This is a genomic window from Coleofasciculus chthonoplastes PCC 7420 (genome assembly GCF_000155555.1).
Lineage (GTDB): Bacteria > Cyanobacteriota > Cyanobacteriia > Cyanobacteriales > Coleofasciculaceae > Coleofasciculus > Coleofasciculus chthonoplastes_A.
The window spans coordinates 36,321-59,370 of sequence record NZ_DS989858.1 but is presented as its reverse complement, the minus strand read 5'-3'; the positions used below and the strand labels follow the sequence as shown (position 1 = coordinate 59,370).

The window sequence follows — 23,050 nt, the reverse complement described above, 5'->3', positions numbered from 1 at the left end:
GTACCTCTTACTGCTATGTATGAGTCTAAACCCAGATTAAAACGGTTGTTGATATGTGTGTTAGGGTCTTTGTGAAAGAATGAACATCATGAGGGAAGTCTGCCAGGGCGTGGAGGCTATTTTTCAACTGCTATTTAACGAACTCCGGCAGTCTACGACTGCATCCGAGCAGAACTGCCGGGATGTAGCAGCGCGTTTAGCAAATGAAGTCACTCGAATTTGTAATGAAAGCCATCGAATTAAGACGTCTGGAGATATTGAAAGCTGGGCAAAGACCCTAGCCAACCATCGTCTCAAACAAGTCTTAAAGTATTACCGCCTTGGATCTCACCGGGGACGAATCGACCTTCAGAGTACGTTGAGTGCGATCGTCTACCGCTATATTACCCCGTCTCAAACCCCCGCGAGCTATCAAGCCCGGGTTACCCTGATTGAAGATTTCTTACAGGGATTTTATGTCGAATCCTTAAATGCATTTCGGCGTGAGACATCCATTGACGAGAATTATCGTCCGCGATCGCTTCTGGAGTTGTCGGAGTACATGGCGTTTACCGAACGGTATGCCAAGCGCCGTATTCCTTTACCCGGACGGCGATCCCAGCAACTGCTGATCTTGCGGGCGCAAACCTTTTCTCAACAGCAACCCCCCGAAACCTCGGTAGACATGGATACCGCCGCCGAAGGGGGTACTCCCGATTCAGAAAATACCTGGAACGATGCCGCGATTCAGCAGGTGCGAGAGGTGATGGTGGCGTCTGAACCTGAACCCTTAGAAGCGAACCTGCGGGATAAGGTGGTTGAGGAATTGTTCGCCTATCTCGAAGAACGGCAACAACACGATTGTGCCGACTACTTCACCCTGCGTCTACAAGACTTGCCGACCAGCGAAATTGAGGAGATATTAGGATTAACCCCCCGTCAGAGGGATTACTTACAGCAACGATTTAAGTATCATTTAATTCGGTTTGCCCTTTCTCACCGTTGGGAACTTGTTCATCAATGGCTAGAAGCCGATTTAGAGAAAAATCTGGGGTTAACCCCCCACCAGTGGCAGCTATTTCAGAATAAAATTGATCCCCAACAGCGGGAATTGCTGCACCACAAGCAGCAGGGTCATTCCACCCAAGAAATAGCCCAAGCCCTAAGTTGTACAGTGACTCAGGTTGACAAGCGATGGTTTAAATTGCTGGAAATTGCCTGGGATATTCGCAATCGTTCAGTATCCGGATCAGGTGCATCTGAAGATGAATAGTGACATAAACAATAACTCGGACACCCTATACAGCCGCTTAATGGCTTGGCTGCTACAAGAGTCCGTTCCTGCTGCTACACCATCAGTCCATGGGCAACCCGACGGGTTAAACCCTATCGATGAGCTAGAAGCAGCAAATTTTCAATTTGATGAGTTAGATCCACTGGATGTTGAAGACGTGAACATTGCACCCACTATAACTGGCGACACCGCTAATGACCACACGCGAGTGGGTTCAGAAGACATTCCTACTCGTGAGGACATTGAACCGGGCGGTACAACCCGCCCCTACAACTTGGGAGATATGCCGATCGTGCAAAATCGTTTTGAGGCGCTAATTAAGCGCAAACTGCAAGTAGAAATTGAGCGTCATCCCCCCTTATTCCCCTGGGAGACGAATATTCATGAATACGAACCTGATATCTCAGACAGCGTAGCCTCGACTGGGGTTCCATCGGTTCAAGTCTGGACACCCCAACTCTTGAACCTACCGCTACCTGTCCCCATCCCGGAAAACGTTTTAGTCACCCTATTTAACGCTTGTTCGGAGTCAGTCTATTCCCCCTATCAATTGGGGCGAAAAATGGTCAAGGCTGTGGAAAACTTATTCCCCGCCCAATTCCAGTTGCTGAATAATCAAGCGCAAATGGTACTGTTGTCTTCGGGATCGGGTCGTGACCCTGAACAACTACAACTGTTGCTCAAGGAACTTCCATCTCCATCCTATGACGAGGCAACTCCAGAGCAACAAATGATTCTGGCATTGTTAGCGGCTAAAGAAATTATTAGCACGTTGACGGTATCCCTTTCACCCAACCAGCCTTCGGTTGAACGCCAATGGCAAACCTCTGTCGGCGTGATCACCGTCCAGGCAGAGTACCAGATCCAAGAAGGTGTTCCCACCCTGCGGGTGATCAGCAATCTACCCGAAAGTGGCAGTTTGACCTTGCGTACACCTGAAGGTTCAGCCGTATCAGAGCGCACTTATCCCGGCTATGTGAGTGTTGAAGCCTTTGATTTGCCGCCGAATCAAACCTATCCCCTGGAAATTCGGTTCCAAGACTCAGACCAAAACCCCTTGGTTTTTGCGATTTACCCAACAATGTAAGGGGTAAGGGTTAAGTGCTAGCTGTTAGACTTGGGAGCTTCTCTCACTCCCGACTGTGGACTTAGATACAATAGATTGAACCCGTGAATTTAACCTAACAGCCATCTCGCACACAAGAGAGTCAATTGTTATGTCGAACCCTTCAGGGATGCAGCGAATCCGGCGTCTACCTGGTCTAAATCAGGTGTGGCAGCGTCTTGGCGCAATGCCACTGCCTCAAACCGAAGACTCGATCGGATTACGAGTCCTAGTCCAGGGGCTAGTGATTGTGGGAATTATCGCCACCGATATTGCTGCTGAAACCCAGATGAGTGTCTGGGCTGTACCCCTCTCTATCCTGGGAGCAACCTGGAGTTGGTATCGTCGCCGCCATCGCAACATTGCGGTTAAGTTTTTTTTGGCGATTGGGATGCTAATCGCTATGGGGGTATTCTTTAATAATTTATTAGCCAGCCTCAATGATACCCGCCTCGTTCTCGCAGAATTATTGATTCAAGTACAAGTCCTCCACAGCTTTGACTTGCCCCGGCGCAAGGATTTAGGCTATTCGATGGTAATCGGGCTGATTTTGCTGGGGGTAGCAGGAACCCTGAGCCAAACCTTAGCGTTTGCACCGCTACTGTTAATATTTTTAGCGATCGCGTTACCCACACTCATCCTCGATTACCAATCCCGCATCGGTTTATCACCAAAACGGAAAACGTCTAGGAAAAAAGCTAAACGTTCTTCGCCGCTGTCACTACGACGGTTAAGTATTTTTTTGTTAGTAGTTATCGCCCTGGGGTTAGGGATTTTCGCCCTAATGCCTCGATTTCCCGGTTATCAACTGCAAACCTTTCCGGTGAGTGCGCCATTGGATTGGGATGATCTAGATGGGGATACTGGAAACGTGAATAATCCCGGATACGTGAGTGAGGGTGAAGGGGAAGGTTCTGGTGGTGAGGGAACCTCTCCCAGTCAGGGTGCGGGTGAAATGGATGAAACGTTTTACTATGGTTTTGGCAACCAAATTAACCAGAATCTCCGAGGTGCTTTAAAGCCAAAAGTCGTCTTGCGGGTGCGTTCCCAAGCCCCTGGATTTTGGCGGGTGCAGGCGTTTGACCAGTATACCGGTCAAGGATGGGAATTGTCTCGCGAAGATCAGGTGCTGGATGTGACTCGTCCGCCTTGGTCTTATCGATTTGCACTCTATCCTACCAGCTTTAATTTGGGTCGGACGAAAAGGGTGATTCAAAGTTATACCGCCGTATCGGAACTGCCGAATATTATTCCGGCACTGAGTTATCCGAAAAGCCTTTATTTTCCCACCAGGGAAGTAGCTATTGATACAGAAGGCAGTTTGCGATCGCCTCTAGCTTTACTGGAAGGATTAACCTATACGGTAGTATCTGAAGTACCCGTGCGCGATCGCACCCGACTCCAACAAGCCCCGGAAACTTATCCCGACAACATCCAAAAATACTATCTTGATGTTCCGCCAGAAATTGCCGATAAGGTGCGTGAAAAAACCGAACAACTTTTAGCCACCTCCTCCAACCCCCTCACCTCATCCTACGAGAAGGCACTATATTTGGCTCAAGCCCTGAAACAACGGTATCGAATTCCCGATAATCCCTTTGGACTTCCCTATTTACAAGAAGACGAGGATTTAGTTGAAGCGTTTCTGTTTAACTATGAAGGCGGGTATCCAGATCACTTTTCCACCACCTTAACCATCATGCTGCGTTCGATTGGGATTCCGGCGCGGTTAGTCGTAGGATTTGGTACAGGTCAATTTAATCCCTTCACTGGCTTATATGTGGTCAAAAATACCGATGCTTACGCCATGACTGAGGTCTATTTCCCCAACTATGGCTGGTTTGCCTTTGACCCCATTCCCGGACATGAAATAGTTCCCCAAAGTGTGGAAGATACGGCAACCTTTAGCGTGCTGCGTCAGTTTTGGCAGTGGGTTGCTGGATGGCTTCCCTCACCCGTCAGTAATTTTATCGGGGAATTGTGGAATCTGGTGGTGGGTTCGCTGCTGCGGCTGATTGTGCGACTGTGGGTGATCTTCTCCAGTGGTTGGATGGGATTGTTTGGCGGATTAATTTTCGCGATCGCGCTGGGGTTCGTCGGTTGGTTAAGCTGGGTACAGTGGCAAACCTGGCGTTACCGTCGCTGGTTAGGGAAATTACCGCCCATGGAACGGCTGTACCAGCAAATGTTAAAGGTTTTGAAAGCGAGAGGATATATTAAGCACCCCGCCCAGACGCCGTTAGAATATGCTAAGGTCATGCGTCAGCAGCAATCCTCTGAATCAGCCACCGTGATTGATGATATTTCTCAAGCTTATGTACGCTGGCGTTATGGTAAACAAACGCCGAATATCGATGAACTGCGACAGCGACTGCGGCAGTGGATTAAAACGACTGCCCGATTGTCAAACAGAAGTCTGAGACGGTGAACTTTTCCGGAAAATCTCGAATTGGTACAGGAATTGAGTTATTCTTTGCCTGTTATCTTTCCCTAAACAAATATTTTAGGAGTTTCTTATGTCTACTGAAGCCATTCCCGTCAAACCCGCTGTCTTAATCACGATTATCAGTGAATCCGTACTCAAAGATCGTTTAATCAAACTGCTCAAAAGCAAAGGGGTAACGGGATTTACCATCAACGATGTCCTTGGTGAAGGGGGTCATGGCAGGCGCATGGGAGATATTGTCGGCTATAACACCAATATTGAGATGAAAAGCGTTGTCTCCGCAGAAGTCTCTGACGATATTTTCCAAGCCTTAACTGAAATGGAGAATAGTCATGCCTTAATTGCCTTCCGTCATGAGGTAGAAGTGTTGAATAATTAGGGGCTGCTGGATAAGTTTTATGGTGAGGGGAGGGAACAGGGAACAGGGAACAGGGAACAGTTTCACCTCCCTGTCTCAGGCAAATTCTGCTTACACATCCTTTAAAAATGCCAGGATTTCTAGCTTATGGGTTTCAAAACCTTGCACCTGATGCACCTTTACAGCGCTTCGCGCTGTCATGAAGTACAGTAAGTAGATCAAACCATAACTTAGGACAAGTAAACTGTGGTAGGGACGTTCTGGCGGAACGTCCCTACTAAATTATTATCGGTTTTGTCCGATATCAGCGGTTGCTCTATTATCCTGGTCGAAGAAAAGGGTAAATGTACCTTTTATTTTCCAATCGATAGAAAAAATGGGGAATTCCTGAAGTGCTAATCGTGATTTTGGAGGCTTGATTGAAGACCAAAAACAAGACAGAGTTTAACTAATCCCCCAGATAGACGTTGGCAGAATATTCAATTGGCGCTATGATTGACACCTAAAATCAGTCAAATACTTATACAATAACCGGAACAGACTTCAATACAGCGCCAAAGACCAACAGCGTTAAGATAGGATGTCATCGGGATTTTCCCACGCTTTTTATATTGTCCTATTCATGCCTGCAAGAAGACTGTCCGGACGTTTGCAACTTACTTATGGAAGCATGGATGGTCAAAAGTGTTTCAATAGCTACTTGAAGACCATAAGTGTAGAGACTACCTCCGATTGGACTATATCTTTAGTAAAAAGTGATGCTCCCAAACCCTGATGTAATGACAGCACGCCCCTTCCCCAGCCAACCCCCTAATTCAGCGAATGGCACACCCTATATCGCGGCTTCTGACAGAACACCCGTTTCCGCCCTGAAAGAACTTGTGGCTTGCCTACACCGAGAACAACATAAAATCCAAGATTTGTTAAGCTCACTGGGATTTGCCCTACGCAGCTTCAACAATTTGAATCAATTTTTAGAATTAATTCCCTTGATGTCAGCACGGGTTACCGATACGGAGGGAGGCGCATTGGTTTTGTTAAAACCAAATGGTCAACTCCGGCTAGAACAGATGCATTGCCAAGATAATCAAGAGTGTCAAACCTTGCGTCCAGCACTTGAACGGGCAACTCAGACGATCGCGGCTCAAGGCAATGAGGATGGAAAATCGGCAATGAGTCCAGAACAGTTGGACGCCATTTGGTCATCATTTGACGATCAGGTCAATCGCTATTTAGACACAGATATTCAGTTATTTGGCACACCGATTTTAATTAAAAATGTCGAACGAGGGCGTTTGTATGTGTTTACTGATGACCTGAATTATAGCTGGACGCCAACTCGACAGAAGTTAGTGCGTTTGGTAGCCGATCAAACAGCCGTCGCGATCGCGAATGATGAACTGACTGTAGAACTTCGCAAAAAAGAACGCTTAGATCGAGAGTTAGAAATTGGCGCGGAAATCCAATTACGCCTCCTCCCCCGTCAATGTCCCTCGATTAAAGGAATTGAACTGGCGGCTCGGTGTCAGACGGCAAGTCGAGTCGGTGGGGATTATTATGATTTTATTCCCACCAATTATGATCAGCTTCGTCCGATCCCGCCTTGTGACAATAAACATATTGATGCTCACAAAGCCTCTGTACCTTGGAGCGTGGTTATTGGTGATGTCATGGGCAAAGGCGTGCCAGCGGGCTTGATTATGACAATGACGCGGGGTATGCTTCGGGCAGAAGTCCTCAACCGTCATACCCCTGCCCGCATCCTGGAACATTTGAATCGGGTGATGTATGCGGATTTGGAAAATTCCAATCGATTTGTCACCCTGTTTTATTCGGAGTACGATCCTCAAACCCGGATTTTGTCCTATAGCAATGCTGCCCATAACCCCCCTTTCTTATGGAAAGCGTCCAGCCATTCCATCCAACGTCTGGATACGGATGGGATGTTGATTGGCTTAGAGGCAGATTCTCAGTATGAAGATGATCAAATCCAACTCGATGTAGGAGACACGATTATCTATTACACGGATGGATTTACTGATGTCGCCAATCAACACGGCGATCGCTTTGATGAGGAAAATCTGATTGAAGCCTTTCGGTGGGCGTGTGAACATCGCCAAGGCTCTCAACCCATCCTAGATTATCTATTTGAGCGGGTGGGAGAGTTTATGGGCGGGAAAAACCGTAACGGAGATGATATGACCTTGGTCGTGTTGCAGGTAAAATCTTCCGAGTAACCTAATTTAAAGGCAATCATCGCCATGGCTTTTGTGGAAGTGCAAGCTCTAACGTCTGTTGTAACTGGTCTTCATCCCTTGATTGACTTGGTGAGTCCATGGCTAACCGATGGACTGGTGTTAGCCCAGCAATTTGAAGAGCCGGATATTTTGGGTCAAATTCAACAGGCGTTCAATAATTTCATTGAATCGGGTCAAGTCTGGGCATTTTTGATTGGTTTAGTTATCGGTTATATTTTTCGGGGGATGAGTTCGTTTGGGTGATTTGTCCTTTGTCCTTTGTCCTTTGTCATTTGTCCTTTGTCATTGGTGAATCGGTATTGTGACGGAACAAACAACGTGGAGTCAGCGATTTGAATCGGCACTGCATCCGGCGATCGCACAGTTCAATGCCAGTATTGGGTTCGATATCGAGCTGATTGAGTATGATCTGACGGGTTCGGTGGCTCATGCGAAGATGCTGGCACACACTGGCATTATTTCAGCCCCTGAAGCAGAACAACTGGTGAACGGGTTAGAACAAATTCGTTCAGAATACCGCCAGGGAAAATTTAACCCCGGTATTGACGCTGAGGACGTTCATTTTGCCGTGGAACGACGCCTCACGGAACTTGTTGGCGATGTGGGAAAAAAGCTACACACGGCGCGATCGCGAAATGACCAAGTGGGTACAGATACGCGCCTCTATTTGCGGGATCAAATTCGCCAAATTCGGACTCAGTTGCGACAGATGCAAGGGGTTTTGCTTACTCTGGCTGAATCCCATGTCGAAACCCTTATCCCCGGCTACACCCATCTCCAACGCGCCCAGCCGTTGAGTTTAGCCCATCATTTGCTGGCGTATTGGGAAATGGTGCAACGGGATTGGCAACGATTGGGGGAAATTTACCAGCGGGTAAATATTTCTCCTTTAGGGTGTGGGGCGCTAGCGGGGACAACATTCCCGATTGATCGGCACTACAGCGCCTCCCTGCTAGACTTTGGCGATGTTTATCGTAATAGTTTAGATGGGGTGAGCGATCGCGACTTTGCCATTGAATTTTTGACGGCGGCGAGTTTGATTATGGTTCACTTGAGCCGATTGTCGGAGGAAATTATTCTCTGGGCGTCTCAGGAATTTGGCTTTGTTACCCTCAAGGATAATTGCTCGACAGGTTCGAGTATTATGCCGCAAAAGAAGAACCCGGATGTGCCGGAATTGGTACGAGGGAAAACAGGACGGGTGTTTGGGCATCTGCAAGCCATGTTGGTGCTGATGAAGGGATTGCCTTTGGCGTATAACAAGGATTTGCAGGAGGATAAAGAGGCATTATTTGACAGCGTGAAAACGGTTAAAGGATGTCTGGAAGCCATGACAATTCTGTTACGGGAGGGGCTAGAGTTTTGTCCTCCGCGTCTCGCCTCAGCCGTGGCGGAAGATTTCTCCAACGCTACCGATGTGGCGGATTATTTGGCAAGTAAAGGGGTTCCCTTCCGAGAAGCCTATAACTTGGTGGGTAAAGTGGTGAGAACGTGTCTAGGGGCGGGTAAACTGCTGAAAGACTTAACTGTACTAGAGTGGAAAGAAATCCATCCTGCCTTTGAGGAGGATATTTACGACGCGATCGCACCCAATCAGGTGGTTTCTGCTCGTAATAGTTATGGGGGAACAGGATTTGAGCAAGTCCGACGCGCCTTGGCGGAGGCTCAGGAGCGGATGGTAAGTTTGTAGTCAGCGCTTTAGCGCTGGATGGCACTAAAGTGCCGACTACTAACCGGCTGCGAAAAGTCAGCGCCAGATCTAACCCAACGTCCCAGATTCCGGTACACTTTGGAATGGTTCATCCTATTAAAAGTAATAGCAGCAATAATGGAGATTGGTCAAAAAGTTCAAGTTTGTCGTCTCAGAGACCGGGTGTCGGGCGATATCGTGAATAAACTAGGGAAAGTTGGCATCGTCAAAGACTTTAAAATGACAGATGGCAGCGGTGTCGGTGCGATCGTCGAATTTGACGACAGCACGGCAACCTGGTTTTTTGAAGATGAACTCAAACCCGTCAGTTAGTGACGACTTCCCCAGCAGCGTCCAGCAAAATCATGGCTTTTATTCTCACCTTTTTAGGCAAAGGCGGCACCGGTCGCACTACAATTGCGATCGCGGCGGCTAAAAAGTTCGCAAATCTTGGTCAGCGTGTCCTTTTAGTCGGGCAAGATCCTACCCCGGCGTTTGGACTGTTACTGGGAACATTCCCCAGGGCTGATCCGACGGAGGTGGAACCGAATCTGAAAGCGGTTCAGCTTCAGTCTACCCTCCTCCTGGAACGGAGTTGGGATGAGGTGAAAAAGCTAGAGGCGGAGTATTTGCGATCGCCAACCCTGAAAAATGTCTATGGTCAAGAATTGGGCATTTTACCGGGGATGGATAGTGCTTTAGCTTTGAATGCGATTCGCGAGTACGATGCCAGTGGTGAGTATGATGTGATCATCTATGATGGCAGCGGCGATCAAGCCACATTGAGGATGCTGGGGATGCCAGAAATTCTCAGTTGGTATTTTCGCCGCTTTCGCCAAATCTTTACCGAGTCGGATCTGGGTAAGGCGATTTCCCCATTTATCCAACCCGTTACCAGTGCCATTCTTAATGTGACCTGGACACCCGACGATTTTGCCAATAAACCGACTCAGCAAACTAGCCAAATGCTGGAACAGGGTAAAACGGCTGTGGCTGATCCGAATCGGGTGGCGGCGTATTTGGTGACTACGGGAGATACGGCGGCTTTAGCGACGGCTAAGTATTTCTGGGGAAGCGCCCAGCAGGTTAATCTGACGGTGGGGGGGGTTCTGTTGAACCAAATTCCAGCAACGGATACGTTAGCCGCTGATTTTGCCCCGTTAACGGTTAGCGCTTTGCCCCAGTTATCTCAGGTGGCTGACTGGCAACCGTTGATGGATGCCTTACCTGATTTTAAACAAGCGATGCAAGCGCCCAAGGCTATTACCATAGATGTGGCGAATCGTCAAGTCAGTTTATTTTTACCGGGCTTCGACAAAAAGCAGGTGAAACTCACCCAATATGGTCCAGAGGTGACAATTGAAGCGGGCGATCAGCGGCGTAATATTTGGCTTCCGCCCCAATTAAGCGGTCAAGCTGTGAAAGGGGCGAAGTTCCAAGATCAGCGTTTAATTATTTCGTTCTGATTGTCATTTGTCTTATGTCATTTGTCGGGGTGGGCGTAGGGTGCGTTAGCGGAGCGTAACGCACCATTTCAAAGGATAATAGTGAAACCTGCCTCTACGTATCGGTTAGGGCGGGTTTTGTACAAACGTTACCATCAATACCAATAAGGAAATCCCTAAACCCGCCCCTACACACTCAACACTTAATACTAAAATGTCTAACTCTCCCTCAACCGAACAAAGCGATAAAACGGGTAAAACGCGCCAACTTCTAGGCATGAAAGGTGCCGCCCCGGGTGAAAAATCGATCTGGAAAATTCGTCTCCAGTTAATGAAACCGATTACCTGGATTCCTCTAATCTGGGGGGTTGTCTGTGGCGCGGCGTCGGGCGGTGGATATACCTGGACGCCGGAAGATATCCTGAGAGCGGTGACGTGTATGTTACTGTCGGGTCCGTTGATGGCGGGGTATACCCAAACCCTGAATGATTTTTATGATCGCGAATTAGATGCGATTAATGAACCCTACCGCCCGATTCCCTCTGGGGCAATTTCGGTTCCTCAAGTGGTGACTCAGATTGTCTTGCTATTGCTGGCGGGTATCGGTGTGGCGTATGGGTTGGATCAATGGGTGGGTCATGAGTTTCCCACATTAACCTGTTTAACCCTTTTTGGGGCGTTCCTCGCCTATATTTACTCAGCGCCGCCCTTAAAACTGAAAAAGAATGGTTGGCTAGGAAACTACGCCCTGGGTGCGAGTTATATTGCCCTTCCCTGGTGGGCGGGTCATGCTTTATTTGGGGATCTGAATTGGACGATTGTGATTCTTACCCTGATTTATAGTCTGGCAGGTTTAGGCATTGCTGTGGTGAATGACTTCAAGAGTGTGGAAGGCGATCGCCAATTGGGGCTGAAGTCTATTCCGGTGATGTTTGGCGTGGGGACAGCGGCTTGGATCTGTGTGCTGATGATTGATATCTTTCAAGCGGGGATTGCGGGGTATTTAGTTAGCATTCATCAAAATCTCTATGCGGCGATACTGTTGCTGTTAATTGTGCCTCAGATTACATTTCAGGATATGTACTTTCTGCGATCGCCCCTGGAAAATGATGTGAAATATCAAGCCAGCGCTCAACCATTTTTGGTTCTGGGGATGCTGGTTGCAGGTTTAGCGTTAGGTCATGCGGGGATTTAGATTATTCATTTACAGCGTTTTCAGACTCGATATAATACACCATTTCCAAGAGTCGAAAAGCACTGTTTCATCGTTCCTGTACTACACCGTGTTATACCAAATCCGGGTTAAGCTGTTCGGCATTTAAACCGTAATGTCAATAAGGGCGCAATCCTTGTAGTGCGTTTAGCGAAGCCATGCCGCAGGCTTTGCATCTTGCTCGCTACTAATACTGTATGTGCCATAATTTTAGAGTTTAGCTAGACAATTATTGGTTACCCAGAAGCCAATAGGTAACCATTTCGCCTCTCCCCCTAATATTAATCACTCCTCGTTTTTCCAACTGATAGTTATCCTTAAGTTGCTGATATGTTGCTTCAGTAACTTGAATCCGTCCCGCTTCACCAGAGGATTCCATGCGTGAGGCAATATTCACCGCATCTCCCCACAAATCATAGATAAACTTCTTCGTTCCAATCACCCCAGCCACTACAACGCCTGTATTAATCCCAATGCGGATTTTAATATCCTCACCCAGTTCAACTTGAAAGCGTTTCATCGCCGCTTGCATTGCCAGTGCCATTTGCGCGATCGCCTCAGCATGATCGGATCGGGGAATCGGTAAACCAGCCGCTACCATGTAGGCATCACCAATGGTTTTTATCTTCTCTAATCCTAATTGATCGACCAACTGATCAAACCGGGAAAAAATCTGATTGAGTAACTTAACTAACTCAATCGGTTTTAACCGTGCCGCTAGGGGAGTAAATCCCACTAAATCCGCAAACAAAATGGTCACATCGTTAAACTGTTCAGCAATAACATCAGGATTATTTCTAAGCTGCTCAACAATTGGCTGAGGTAAAATATTCAATAATAACTGTTCTGACTTTTGTTTCTCTAAATAAAGCTCTGCTTCTGCTTGCTTGCGATCGCTAATATCTCGTGCCACTAAAATAGCCGTTTCTGTAGACAAGGGAGAAATCATTTCCGCCAACCAAATCTCCTTGCCATTAATCGGCAGGGAATATTCAATCGAGACGGTTTCCTGGGTTGATATTGCCTGGAGAATCGCCTGGAGAATCAGATCCGCTTGGGAACGTGGCAAATCCTCATCGAGTTTTCTGCCGATCATCGCCTCCGGTAATTTGTAAACATTTGACGTCTTGGTAGGAATCATATTTAGACAGCGTCCCGAAACATCTCTCACTGTAACCATATCGGTCATTGCCGCAAAGAGAGCTTTCATTTCGGCTTGCACTTTCTTCTGTTGCAGCACCGTTCCCAATTGAGCCGCCACCCCATTCACCAAATCACTTAACCGTTTGTCCTCCGAACCATTTGCATGGGTAAAAAACACCAGAATTGCTAATACAGAAGAGGGAGAACTCAATAAACAACTGTTGCCTTGGCGTGTCGGTTTCTCTGGCTTAGCATTGGCAATAATTGGTACGCCAAAGCCCACTTTAAAACCACAGGCTGTGGCTGATTCCAATCGCATCAGAACATCATCGATCTGACTTAAATCGCTGATCCATTGAGAGTGTTGAGTTAACCAAACCTGTCCCGGAATCTCTTCTCCTGGATAAAACGTGAGTAATTTACTATACTCTCGGAAACCTTCAATGGCTACAGACAAATTCGGCTCAATTCCTTGGCGTTGACAATGCCAACGGCGGCTAGATATTAAAATTGACTCATCGGTGGAGGGAATCCAAGCTTCGCCATAAATCCAACCCGTGATTTCACATAACTGCTGTAATGCTACCTCTAAAGCTGTATCAAAATCGGGCGCTGCATTAATTGCCTGAGAGAGGTTTAATAAGAGTTTTACCTCTTCTTCCGCTTGTTTGCGATCGCTGATATCCTGCTGAGAACCGACAACCCGCACAGGCTGTCCGTTTTCATTCCATTGCACTTGTCCCCGTGCCAAAATCCATTTATAACTACCATCTTGGCAGCGCATCCTGTACTCAAACTTGTAGGGGGGAGTTTTTTGGGTTAAATGGTCTTGCAATGTGGCTAAAACTTGATCAATATCTTCTGGATGAACGAGATTACGCCAACGATCAAAGCTTTCCAGTAAGGTTGGATCGGTGTAACCTAGCATCCCTCCCAAGTGAGGGGAAGAAAATACTTTTCCAGTGGCGATATTCCACTCAAAGATGCCATCCTGAGTACTATTTAGCACTAATTGCCAACGGTCTTCACTTTTACGTAACGCCGCTTCAGTTTGTTTTTGTGCGGTAATATCCGTAATTAAACCTTCTAGATAAAACACCCTACCATCGGGGTAAAAAATCCCCTGACCTTGTTCCCAAACCCACTTTAATTGCCCAGTTGCGGTGATAATTCGATAAGTGATTTGGTAAGAACGGTGATTATTTATAGCCGCTTGTATCTGATCAAATACAGCGTTTTGGTCATCAGGATGAATTAGTTGATTGTAGGTGAGTATTTTTTGCTTCGTGAAGGCTTCAACCGGATAACCTGTGAGATCATAGCAGCCTTCACTGATAAAAAGCATCGTCCAGTCTGAGTCATTCAGACAACGGTAAGCAATACCGGGTATATTACTCATTAACGTTGCCAGACTGCGTTGGCTTTCCGCTAAATCAAACTCGGTTTGTTTACGTTCTCGCGCTTCCATTGCCAAGGAAACTAAATCAGCCAGCGATCGGGCAAAATTCTGATCTTCTGCTGTCCAATGGCGAATGGTTCCCACTTTCCCTAAACAGACGATTCCGGCGATTTCTCCTCGGATTTGAATCGGCACATCCAGAACCGAGATGATGTTACAGGGAATCAAATAAGACGCCGATAATTCTTGGGTTTTGGGGTCAGTTTGGGCATAATCGGCGGCAATCAGTTGGTCGTGTTGTAAGGCATTAAAATAGGTCGGATAGTCCGCCACAGCGAGTTCAATCCATTGGCTGTGTTGGTTGTGATTCTTGTCAAATAGGTCAAGACATTGGAGTTTGGTTCCGGTTTTATCGAATAACCAAATCCCCGTGCGTTCAACGCCCAGACTTTGTACACCAGCTTGAGTAATTTCAGCGAAAGCGGCATTTAAATCGCCTTGATGGATAGCGGGACTTTTGGCTAATTGGGTTAATACCCGGTTATGATTCCGCAGCGCGATCGCACTTTCCCGTAAGGCTTGTTCGGCTTGCTGTAACTTTTGCGTCAAGGCTTCAAGTTGGCGAGATTTTTGCTCCGACAGCCAGGTTTCTTGAATCCCTTGGCTGACTTGAGATAACATTTCAATCACCAAGTCTGATTGATTAAAGTTAAGTTCTTCAACTCCTAACCAAGGAAGCGGTTTAATCGGTGTTTGACTCCTGTGGATCACCTGAAATTGTCCACCGGGTAAAACTTGTCCAATATAGGAATGTTTACCAACATGATGATTGGGTTGAATTTGAATCAATCCCCCCGGTGCGGCAAAACTTTGATTGTATGCTGCTAACCGCACCCGATCTACGGTAAAGGATTGGGCAGATTCGACGGCTAATTTCCACAGGAAAACTTGACTATAAGCCGCTTCAATTGGATCAGACGTAACTCTATTTGTGCCATATCGCGCCTGAAATTCCTGCACAAACCGCTGATTTTCCGGCGTATTTAAACTCTGGAAATAACTCCAACTGGCATAATGTCCAACCGCCGCATCCTCCATCGTTTGCAGTTCTACTTCCGCCACACTCACCGCCAGAATCGGAATATCCTCAGCAGTTATCCCAGCATCTCGGTATTGACGATAGAAAAATTGATTGCCTTGTCCATTAAGGGTATTGAAAACAACATCCGGCTGGGTTTGCTGGATGCGGGCGATCGCGTCACTAAAATCCGTCTCCGCCAAATCCACATAGTCTTCCCCAACAACTTCCCCACCCTGTTGCTTGAGTTGGCAGGTGATAATCTTATTTAAAGTACGGGGAAAAACATAATCGGAACCCAGCAGATAGAAGCGCTTTCCTTTGTGAGATAGTAACCAACTGACGGCGGGTTCCACTTGTTGATTGGGACAAGCGCCCGTATAAAAGATGTTAGGAGACTGTTCTAATCCTTCGTACTGCAAAGGATACCAGAGGAGAGCATTCAACGTCTCAACTATGGGTTTAACCGCTTTACGGGTAGCCGATGTCCAACAGCCAAAAACGGTAGTTACGCCCTCAAATTGAATCAGTTGTTGGGCTTGGCGGGCAAATTCTGCCGGATCAGACGCACCGTCAACCACAAGCGGCTCAATCGGTTCACCCAACACGCCTCCAGCTTGATTGATTTGTGCGATCGCCATCAGTGCTGCATCAATTAATGGTCTCTCACTCAGAGCCATTGTGCCAGTTTGGGAATGCAAGATACCAACTCGCACTCCAGATGCAGAGGATGGTTGGTTTAAAGGCAACATGATTAAAGCCTACGGTTATTTTATACAGAGTGTATGAGGAATCTATAGCTAGTCCTTTTCAAGGCAATTGAGTGGCAACCAGGAGTTTTTGCAAAATTAAATTTTAATCACAGAAAAATACAGGGAAAAATCCAAGTCCTATTTTTATTAAACCAGCAGCCAAATCTCTTAGTCAAACTGATAAACTTTAATTATGGTACTCCCTAATTTAGGACTATCAATCACTACCTAGCGTCGGTCAAGTATTCCTAGAATACTATTATACTTTAGTTCAAGATAATGAGTTCAGTAAAACTGAGGTTAATTAGTTTAAATATTTTCAGGACATTTCAGTATATTCAGGTTTATTGAGTTGCTATTAAATTCAATAAAGCATCAGTAAGATCATGCCCATCTAAACAGTTAAGCTGTTCGGCATTTAAACCTTAATATCAATAATGGCGCAATCCTTGTAGTGCGTTTAGCGAAGCCATGCCGCAGGCTTTGCATCTTGCTCGCTACTTATTTTTATTGGATGTTTTAACCGATTATCATGAAATTTGACGCAATTTTCTAATAACTCATTGGTGATATAAGTTGCGGCACTCTTGATTTTCAGTTGTCGTTCAAACGTGTGGATATCATCCTCCTGAGTAGGAAACAAATTGGCAATATAGTCTGTCATGAACGCCACAGACAAGTAGCGAGTTTGCTTGCGGCGGACGCGGGAAATCGCGTGAACATACAATTCCAGCGTAAACAGCTTGTAATCGGCAAGTATATCGTCTCTGAAGTTTCCCAATATCTGATTCTGATTCATATTTATCTCTGCTTGAGTACCACTAACGTAATATCATCAGCCACTTTCTGTTCACCAATATGTCGCCGTACATCGTCAATCACCACTTGTCTAATCTCCTGCGCCGATTTATGGCAATTACGACTAACAATTTCACATAACCGCTCTAGTCCATATTGTTTTCGATGGGAGTTATAAGCCTCGGTGACACCATCCGTGTATAAGACTATCACATCTCCGGAATTTAAGTGTATTGACCACTGACGCCCAAGTTACCATTGGCATAATCTAAAATTGCCAACGTTACATTTCTATAGGGATTAATCCGCTGTATGTTACTGTAAATAGTGCGATTGAGGATATCCAGAAATTTTACCGGATTAGTTTCCTCACTTTCTTGTAAGGTTCGCACCGCCGTTTGAGTCATTAGCATCAACACTCCACTTTCTAACCCATGTCCGGTAACATCCCCAATACTAATTTTGACATTGCCATTTTGTTGAATGACATCATAATAGTCACCACCAACTTCATCAGCAGGTTGCATAAATCCCGCAATATCTAGCCCTTCAATTAAATCCAGTTCCTCCTGTTTGGGTAAAATCATCTGTTGCAGTTTCTTAGTCACGTCGAGTTCAGCACTCAGCCGCAGGTTTTCTTGATGAAGTTTTTGATTCAGCGTAACAATTTCTTGATGGGCGGCTTGCAACTCTTGTTTCTGGCGTTCCAATTCCTGATTTTTCTGTTGTAACTGTTGCGCCATGAATTCAAGCTGTTTTTGATGGGTGATGTCCTTGATAACAAAACTACATCCAGAAAATCCTTTAACGGGCAAATAAATCGGTGTTATTTCTAAACGGAGATAATACGATAAATGCTGAATCTCTTGGTAGGATTTGCGTTTGCTCGTTTTGGCTTTTTCAAAATGGTGTTGGGCTGAATTAAACTGTTCATTGTCCGATAAATCAAATAAATATTTATTCAAAAGAGCAGATTCATTCAGTAAAACCCCATGAACAGAGCGGAATTGCATGATTTCCAAGAAGCGACTATTAAATTCGACTAACCGTCCCTCACTATCTAGGATAGCAATACCCTCTGATGAATTTCGCACGATACTTGTCCATCGTTCTCGTCCTAAATAAAACTCTCGAAACAGATCATCCTCTTCAGCCAGTATATTTTCAAAGATTGCCAACCATTCTTTGTCTCGTTTAACCAGTCGCAGACGGGAAATAAATTCATTTTTATTGATAAATATGACGATAGTTAAGTCCAGTAATCCTTTTTTATATTGACTTAATTTTTTGTGGAATAAAAACCTGCCTCGTTTATCTTTGCGACTGAATAAACTGTCTAAGGGCTTTCCCACAATCGACTCCGGAGTACAGGTAAAATGTTCACAAAATTCTGGAGTAACATTGAATATGGTTAGGGAGTCATCTAAGATGAGCATCCCTCCTGTATAAACGGCATATAAAGGACAATCTTTCATGATATTAGCTCCTGTTTAAAACGTTATTTACTAAATAGTGGTTTTTCAGGTTAATAAATGTAGTCATTACAACAATAATTCAAAGTAATTCAACCTGAAATTTACACGATGTTTCTTGACAACAAATACAGTGGCTTTCTTCCGAACCATACGTTCCTACCCGTTCCTCAACCGTACCTTCGCCATGCAGCAATGCCATAATTCCCGCCGCGACACCTGTTAACGTAAAACATTGGGGTTCTTTGGCTTCGCCTTTGTATTCTAGATAACCTAAAGCTTCATATCCATTCAGGGCTTCCATTTGCAAACGTTCACCCGGTTCATATTCTAGAAAAATAGGATCAACCACCGCAAAGGAAAGAGACGTTCCACCGGAACGTCTCTACAAGGTTAAATCAGGGATAATGTTGTAGCTGATGTTACCCTTAAAAAAAATTAAATCAGAGCATAAACTTTTGCTTCCCATGGGAAAATCGGTTCTCTGCCCACCCATTCAGGAGGAACGATGCGGTCTTGGGTAATTTCTTTCCACTGCTTACCGTCTGGAGTGGGCGACCAATTCGGGACTTTATATTCAGACCCGACAGGCGTTCCATAGTCGGAAAAATTAGCCACAACAATCACACATTCATCTGCTTTTTTGCCGCGCCGCCAGACTAAGACCCGTTTACCTTCATGGAAATCAGCATGAATAAACTCATTATCATTCACCGCTAACGCCTGAGATGAGGTGCGGAAGCGAACTAACCGCGCCACATACTGAAAGATGCGTTGTCGCCAATCTTCTTGGACTCGACTATAGTTAACCGGGTCAACCTGTTTATGATCCGCATGTTCATCCGTAATATCGAGATCTTGCTGATCCCCAAATTCATCCCCTGCCAAAATCATCGGAATCCCAACAGCGGTTAAAAGACAGACAAATGCTAGCTTAATCCGGGGTTCAGTATCATAAACTCCATTATTGATCAGGTAGTTATAGAAGCGCTCATTCCCTAAGCCACCTACATCATGGGATGTGAGATAGTTCACCGCTTGAGCGCTATCGGTAAATCCGAGAAAACGACAATCAATCAGTTTGCGGACACTCCATTCAAAGCTAGAGTCATTAAACGCATTCTTGCCTAAAATTACTTGTCGAATAATTTGCTTAAATTTTTCATTCCACAGTCCATCTAAGCGATTTTGATGAACCAAGGCTAAGGGAACACTTAATTCTTCACCCACAACTAAAAAATGCTTACTGGAACCGCCCCGTTTTTCCCAAAGGGTGCGGGCTAACTCTCGGAACTTTTCTAAAAAGTCATAATTCCCGACATTATTAACGCTATCCAGTCGTAAACCATCCACCCGATAGTAGTTCAGCCAATGAGCCATATACGCTTTCATATATTCACGGGCTGGCACAAACCAGGATTTTTTGCCCAGAATTGGATGATACCCTTCAATCCAATAGTTGTATTTAAATAAGTCACCCCCAAAGCCGTCGCGACCCGCTTGTTCAGGATCACGTTGGGGATCGCCCGGTGGTCGCCATTGGACGTAAAAATCCAGAAAATTGATGTTTTGATACGGATTATTGCGGGAAAACGCCATCACCATATCAACAAAGAAACGCATTCCCAATTGATGGCACACTTTAATTAAATTGGCTAAATCCGTGGATGCGGTTGGTGCATCTTGACCTTCTGGATGTCCTAAATCAAAATCAGCCGCAAAAAAGTTAGCCGTACCATAGCCCCATTCCAGCTTGTCATCACTATCGGCTGGGGGCAATAATTCTAAGGCATTGACTCCTAATTCCATCAGATGCGCTTTCCCATTTGTTAACGCCTCAACATGGCAAAAATTAGGAGACGTGGCTTGGGGTTGCAACAAAGACAGCACATCCTGAAACGTACCGATTCCGACCTCTCGATTGTCCTCTGTTTTCCCTTGAGTCCAACGGGTTGGTAGTTCATAGATAACCAGTTGATTGTTCGCGGGTAGGGTGTCTAATGGGGGTTCTCCTTCCCAGTTCACCGTTTGTCCCCCCGGATCACAGGGTATTAATGAGCCATTCTGATACAAAATAACACTAGCCGGATCATGACTGGCAATACCGCCTTCCTCATCAGGTATGGGGGCGATGATCCGGCGGTCTACAGTTGTGGCGGTTGGATCGGTGCAATAGAGAACTTTATTAATAGTGTTGGGGTTATAGGGTTCAGTGTTGTGGATTTTAAACCAGTACAGATAAACTTGCCCTTCTGTCAAACCACAGGCTTGAGCCGAGATTTCCCACAACTCTAGGAACTCTGGAGATTGGCTGAGGGGGTATTCCCCAACTTTCTCGAATCGATCTGAAGCCTTAGCTGAAGGTTTCGCAATGTAAACGCTGGGTGGTGGTTGGGATATACCCGGACGCCACAAGACGAAGTGGGTTTGCTTGCGGCTCAATAGATCGACGAGCATAGTATGGGTCTCCTGAATGGGAATCTTACTTTAGGTTGATCCGTACAACCGACCACCATTCTATTCTGGAGATTTAAAAAGTCAATTGTCGGGTTTCCCTTTAGCCACTGTAGGGGCGGGTTTAGGTGGAATGGTAGTGACTGGTATGCTGGTGGGCAATGCCCACCCTACGGTATATCAAGGGTTTCAGCGATTCCAAAAGGCTTAAGTCAGTGCCATTAGGTTTAGGGACAATTGTAGGGGCGGGTTTAGGGACTAAATTCAACTATTCACCGATAACGGAACAACAAAACCCGCCCTCCCCACTAATAAATGAACAACAAAACCTACCCCATCTTTCCAAAACCAACCCAATCATGAGCCAACTGCAACATCGCTGGGTCGTCAATGCAGCCGAAGCCAAGGGACTCATCGAACAAAACGCCGCAACTGTGCTAGATGTCCGCCAGCCGATATCCTGGTTTTTCAGTCATGTTCCTAGTGCAGTTTGGTTGGGATGGTGGCAATTCTTAGAGCAACTGTTACCCCCGAACGGAAAACTGCTCAAAGACTCAAAGATACTCGAAGAAAAACTGCGGCGTTTAGGTATCTGTAACCGTAAACCTGTTATCGTGATTGGCAATCCCCCGAATAACTTTGGCGAAGAGGGGCGAGTGGTGTGGATGTTGCGGACTCTGGGACACCCCCAAGCGGCTTTCGTCAATGGCGGACAGGCGGCGCTGGTTTCTGTGGGAGTTCCCACGGTTTGGGGAGTGACTCGTCCAGCACCCGGAGACTTTGTGGTCAAACCTACACCCTTATGGACGATTCAGCGACATCAACTGCAAGACAATTTGACAACTCAAGCCTATTTAGTCATTGATAGCCGTTCACCAGAAGAATTTGCTGGCGCTACGCCCTACTGTGAAAAGCGGGGTGGACATATTCCTGGTGCTGTGCATTTCCACTTCCGGGATTTAATGGATAAAAAAGGGTACTTACTTCCCCCAGAGGAAATTATGACTCAGTTATATCAACGGGGATGCGATCACGAGACTCCGATTGCTACCTATTGTACAGGGGGTGTGCGCTCTGCTTTTATTGTCGCGGTGCTAACTGAGTTAGGGTATACCTGTGTCAAAAACTATCCTGGTTCGATGTGGGAATGGTCATCTCATCCGGCTAAGACTCATCCTCTAAATAAGTAAAACGCAAAAAGACACGGTAGCGAGCGAGACGCAGACGCAGTAGCGAGCGAGACGCAGACGCAGTAGCGAGCGAGACGCAGACGCAGTAGCGAGCGAGACGCTCGCACTACAGCAACTTTTCCTCTTCTCTATTCCCGGTTAAGCTGAAGTTCCCCTTACTCAAAAATTTATTCAGCAAGCCCTCAGTAATTTTACGGATTTCCTTCTGCGTTTTTCTCTTTCCCTTTCATTGCTTTGCCAATATACATCAGGGATGTGTTATCACTGATTTTAGCTTGAAATCGTCTAGTCTTTTTATAGTGAATATAGGCACGAATATTTTGATATGAATAAATCCCAAACAAGTCAAATCCTTTAATATCTATATCACTAAATCCAACTTTAATTAAACAGTTTTGCAGTTCTTGTGGTTGAATAAACTTGTGCCAATCATGCACACCACGGGGGATTTCTTGTAAAATATCTTCCAACAAAACTATAAATATTAGTTTTGACTTGAATGTGCGGTTAATGGTGTCAAAGAAAAAGTACCCCTGAGGTCGCAAAACTCGATAAATTTCTGCCACTGCCTTTTGCCAATCGACAACATGTTCTAAGACATCTACACAAATGACAGCATCAAAGGTATCATTTTGCCAAGGTAAAGCTTCAGCTTGCCCAACTTTGTAGTCAATCTCCCAGTTCTGAGTTGCTGCATGGTTTCGAGCGCTGATAATGCATGGATAAGAGCGGTCAATTCCACTGACACTTGCCCCCTTTGCCGCCATAAACTCACAAGAATACCCGCCACCACAGCCGACATCTAAAACGTTCAAGCCTTGCCAGTCTTTAACATAATAATCAAAGAAAGTAAAGCGAGGTGAATTGAGATAAGAGAGGGTATATATTTTTTCATTTGGTTGCCACCATCGGTCAGCCATCCGGTCGTAAAACTCTAAGTCATTTCGTTTTCGGGGGTGATTTTTCATCATTTCAA

Annotated in this window: 16 protein-coding genes and 2 pseudogenes; 11 read left to right on the top strand and 7 right to left on the bottom strand. The window is 45.8% G+C overall.

The genetic code is table 11. From position 1 onward, the window contains the following. The first annotated feature begins 88 nt into the window (after window positions 1–88). The 10 genes from hetZ to chlG all read left to right on the top strand — a co-directional run bounded on the left by hetZ (window position 89) and on the right by chlG (window position 11,770). Window positions 89–1,252 (top strand): heterocyst differentiation protein HetZ, encoded by a 1,164-nt coding sequence (gene hetZ, locus MC7420_RS23045; protein WP_044209153.1) that lies wholly within the window; start codon window positions 89–91, stop codon window positions 1,250–1,252. Then, window positions 1,245–2,360, top strand: coding sequence for a hypothetical protein (locus tag MC7420_RS23040; RefSeq protein ID WP_044209152.1), 1,116 nt, complete (start codon window positions 1,245–1,247; stop codon window positions 2,358–2,360). Before hetZ ends, MC7420_RS23040 begins: the two co-directional genes overlap by 8 nt. Window positions 2,361–2,490: 130 nt before the next feature. After that, complete coding sequence (locus MC7420_RS23035; RefSeq protein ID WP_044209150.1) at window positions 2,491–4,806, top strand: transglutaminase TgpA family protein; 2,316 nt, start codon at window positions 2,491–2,493, stop codon at window positions 4,804–4,806. Window positions 4,807–4,894: 88 nt separating this feature from the next. Then, a complete protein-coding gene (locus MC7420_RS23030; protein ID WP_006103327.1) occupies window positions 4,895–5,203 on the top strand; it encodes a P-II family nitrogen regulator in 309 nt (102 codons plus the stop codon). Window positions 5,204–5,961: 758 nt separating this feature from the next. Further along, the gene (locus MC7420_RS23025) at window positions 5,962–7,419 is read left to right on the top strand and encodes a GAF domain-containing SpoIIE family protein phosphatase (protein ID WP_044209241.1); all 1,458 of its coding nucleotides are present in this window, start codon (window positions 5,962–5,964) and stop codon (window positions 7,417–7,419) included. Window positions 7,420–7,443: 24 nt separating this feature from the next. After that, window positions 7,444–7,683 (top strand): hypothetical protein, encoded by a 240-nt coding sequence (locus MC7420_RS23020; protein ID WP_198016535.1) that lies wholly within the window; start codon window positions 7,444–7,446, stop codon window positions 7,681–7,683. Window positions 7,684–7,741: 58 nt separating this feature from the next. Next, window positions 7,742–9,130: an argininosuccinate lyase gene (argH, locus tag MC7420_RS23015; protein WP_006103501.1), complete on the top strand. Its 1,389-nt coding sequence runs from the start codon at window positions 7,742–7,744 to the stop codon at window positions 9,128–9,130. A gap of 138 nt (window positions 9,131–9,268) precedes the next feature. After that, a complete protein-coding gene (petP, locus tag MC7420_RS23010; RefSeq protein ID WP_006103502.1) occupies window positions 9,269–9,463 on the top strand; it encodes a cytochrome b6f subunit PetP in 195 nt (64 codons plus the stop codon). 32 nt (window positions 9,464–9,495) lie between these two features. After that, on the top strand, window positions 9,496–10,596 hold the full coding sequence (locus MC7420_RS23005) for a Get3/ArsA fold putative tail anchor-mediating ATPase NosAFP (RefSeq protein WP_006103376.1): 1,101 nt from the start codon (window positions 9,496–9,498) through the stop codon (window positions 10,594–10,596). A gap of 193 nt (window positions 10,597–10,789) precedes the next feature. Beyond that, entirely contained in the window at window positions 10,790–11,770 is a 981-nt protein-coding gene (chlG, locus tag MC7420_RS23000) for a chlorophyll synthase ChlG (RefSeq protein ID WP_006103362.1), read from the top strand. Between the two features lie 247 nt (window positions 11,771–12,017). Here chlG and MC7420_RS42825 read toward each other — a convergent pair whose 3' ends face one another. The 6 genes and pseudogenes from MC7420_RS42825 to MC7420_RS22970 all read right to left on the bottom strand — a co-directional run bounded on the left by MC7420_RS42825 (window position 12,018) and on the right by MC7420_RS22970 (window position 20,887). Then, entirely contained in the window at window positions 12,018–16,160 is a 4,143-nt protein-coding gene (locus MC7420_RS42825) for a transporter substrate-binding protein (protein ID WP_006103466.1), read from the bottom strand. Between the two features lie 460 nt (window positions 16,161–16,620). Next, complete coding sequence (locus tag MC7420_RS22990) at window positions 16,621–16,959, bottom strand: hypothetical protein (RefSeq protein WP_006103467.1); 339 nt, start codon at window positions 16,957–16,959, stop codon at window positions 16,621–16,623. 2 nt (window positions 16,960–16,961) lie between these two features. Continuing rightward, a pseudogene (locus tag MC7420_RS42820) lies at window positions 16,962–17,689 on the bottom strand (PP2C family protein-serine/threonine phosphatase); the annotation flags it as partial. A 75-nt stretch (window positions 17,690–17,764) separates the two neighbouring features. Beyond that, window positions 17,765–18,394, bottom strand: a pseudogene (locus MC7420_RS42815) (PAS domain-containing protein); the annotation flags it as partial. A gap of 118 nt (window positions 18,395–18,512) precedes the next feature. Further along, window positions 18,513–18,782 carry a hypothetical protein gene (locus tag MC7420_RS22975; protein WP_044209148.1) on the bottom strand — a complete coding sequence of 90 codons (270 nt, stop codon included), beginning with the start codon at window positions 18,780–18,782 and terminating at the stop codon, window positions 18,513–18,515. An 86-nt stretch (window positions 18,783–18,868) separates the two neighbouring features. Beyond that, a complete protein-coding gene (locus MC7420_RS22970) occupies window positions 18,869–20,887 on the bottom strand; it encodes an alpha-amylase family glycosyl hydrolase (RefSeq protein WP_006103325.1) in 2,019 nt (672 codons plus the stop codon). 212 nt (window positions 20,888–21,099) lie between these two features. On the opposite strand from MC7420_RS22970, the gene MC7420_RS22965 reads away from it, so the two are divergent. After that, window positions 21,100–22,074, top strand: coding sequence for a rhodanese-like domain-containing protein (locus tag MC7420_RS22965; protein ID WP_198016534.1), 975 nt, complete (start codon window positions 21,100–21,102; stop codon window positions 22,072–22,074). A gap of 191 nt (window positions 22,075–22,265) precedes the next feature. On the opposite strand, the gene ubiG is transcribed toward MC7420_RS22965, so the two are convergent. After that, on the bottom strand, window positions 22,266–23,042 hold the full coding sequence (ubiG, locus tag MC7420_RS22960) for a bifunctional 2-polyprenyl-6-hydroxyphenol methylase/3-demethylubiquinol 3-O-methyltransferase UbiG (RefSeq protein ID WP_157453293.1): 777 nt from the start codon (window positions 23,040–23,042) through the stop codon (window positions 22,266–22,268). Window positions 23,043–23,050: the final 8 nt, after the last annotated feature.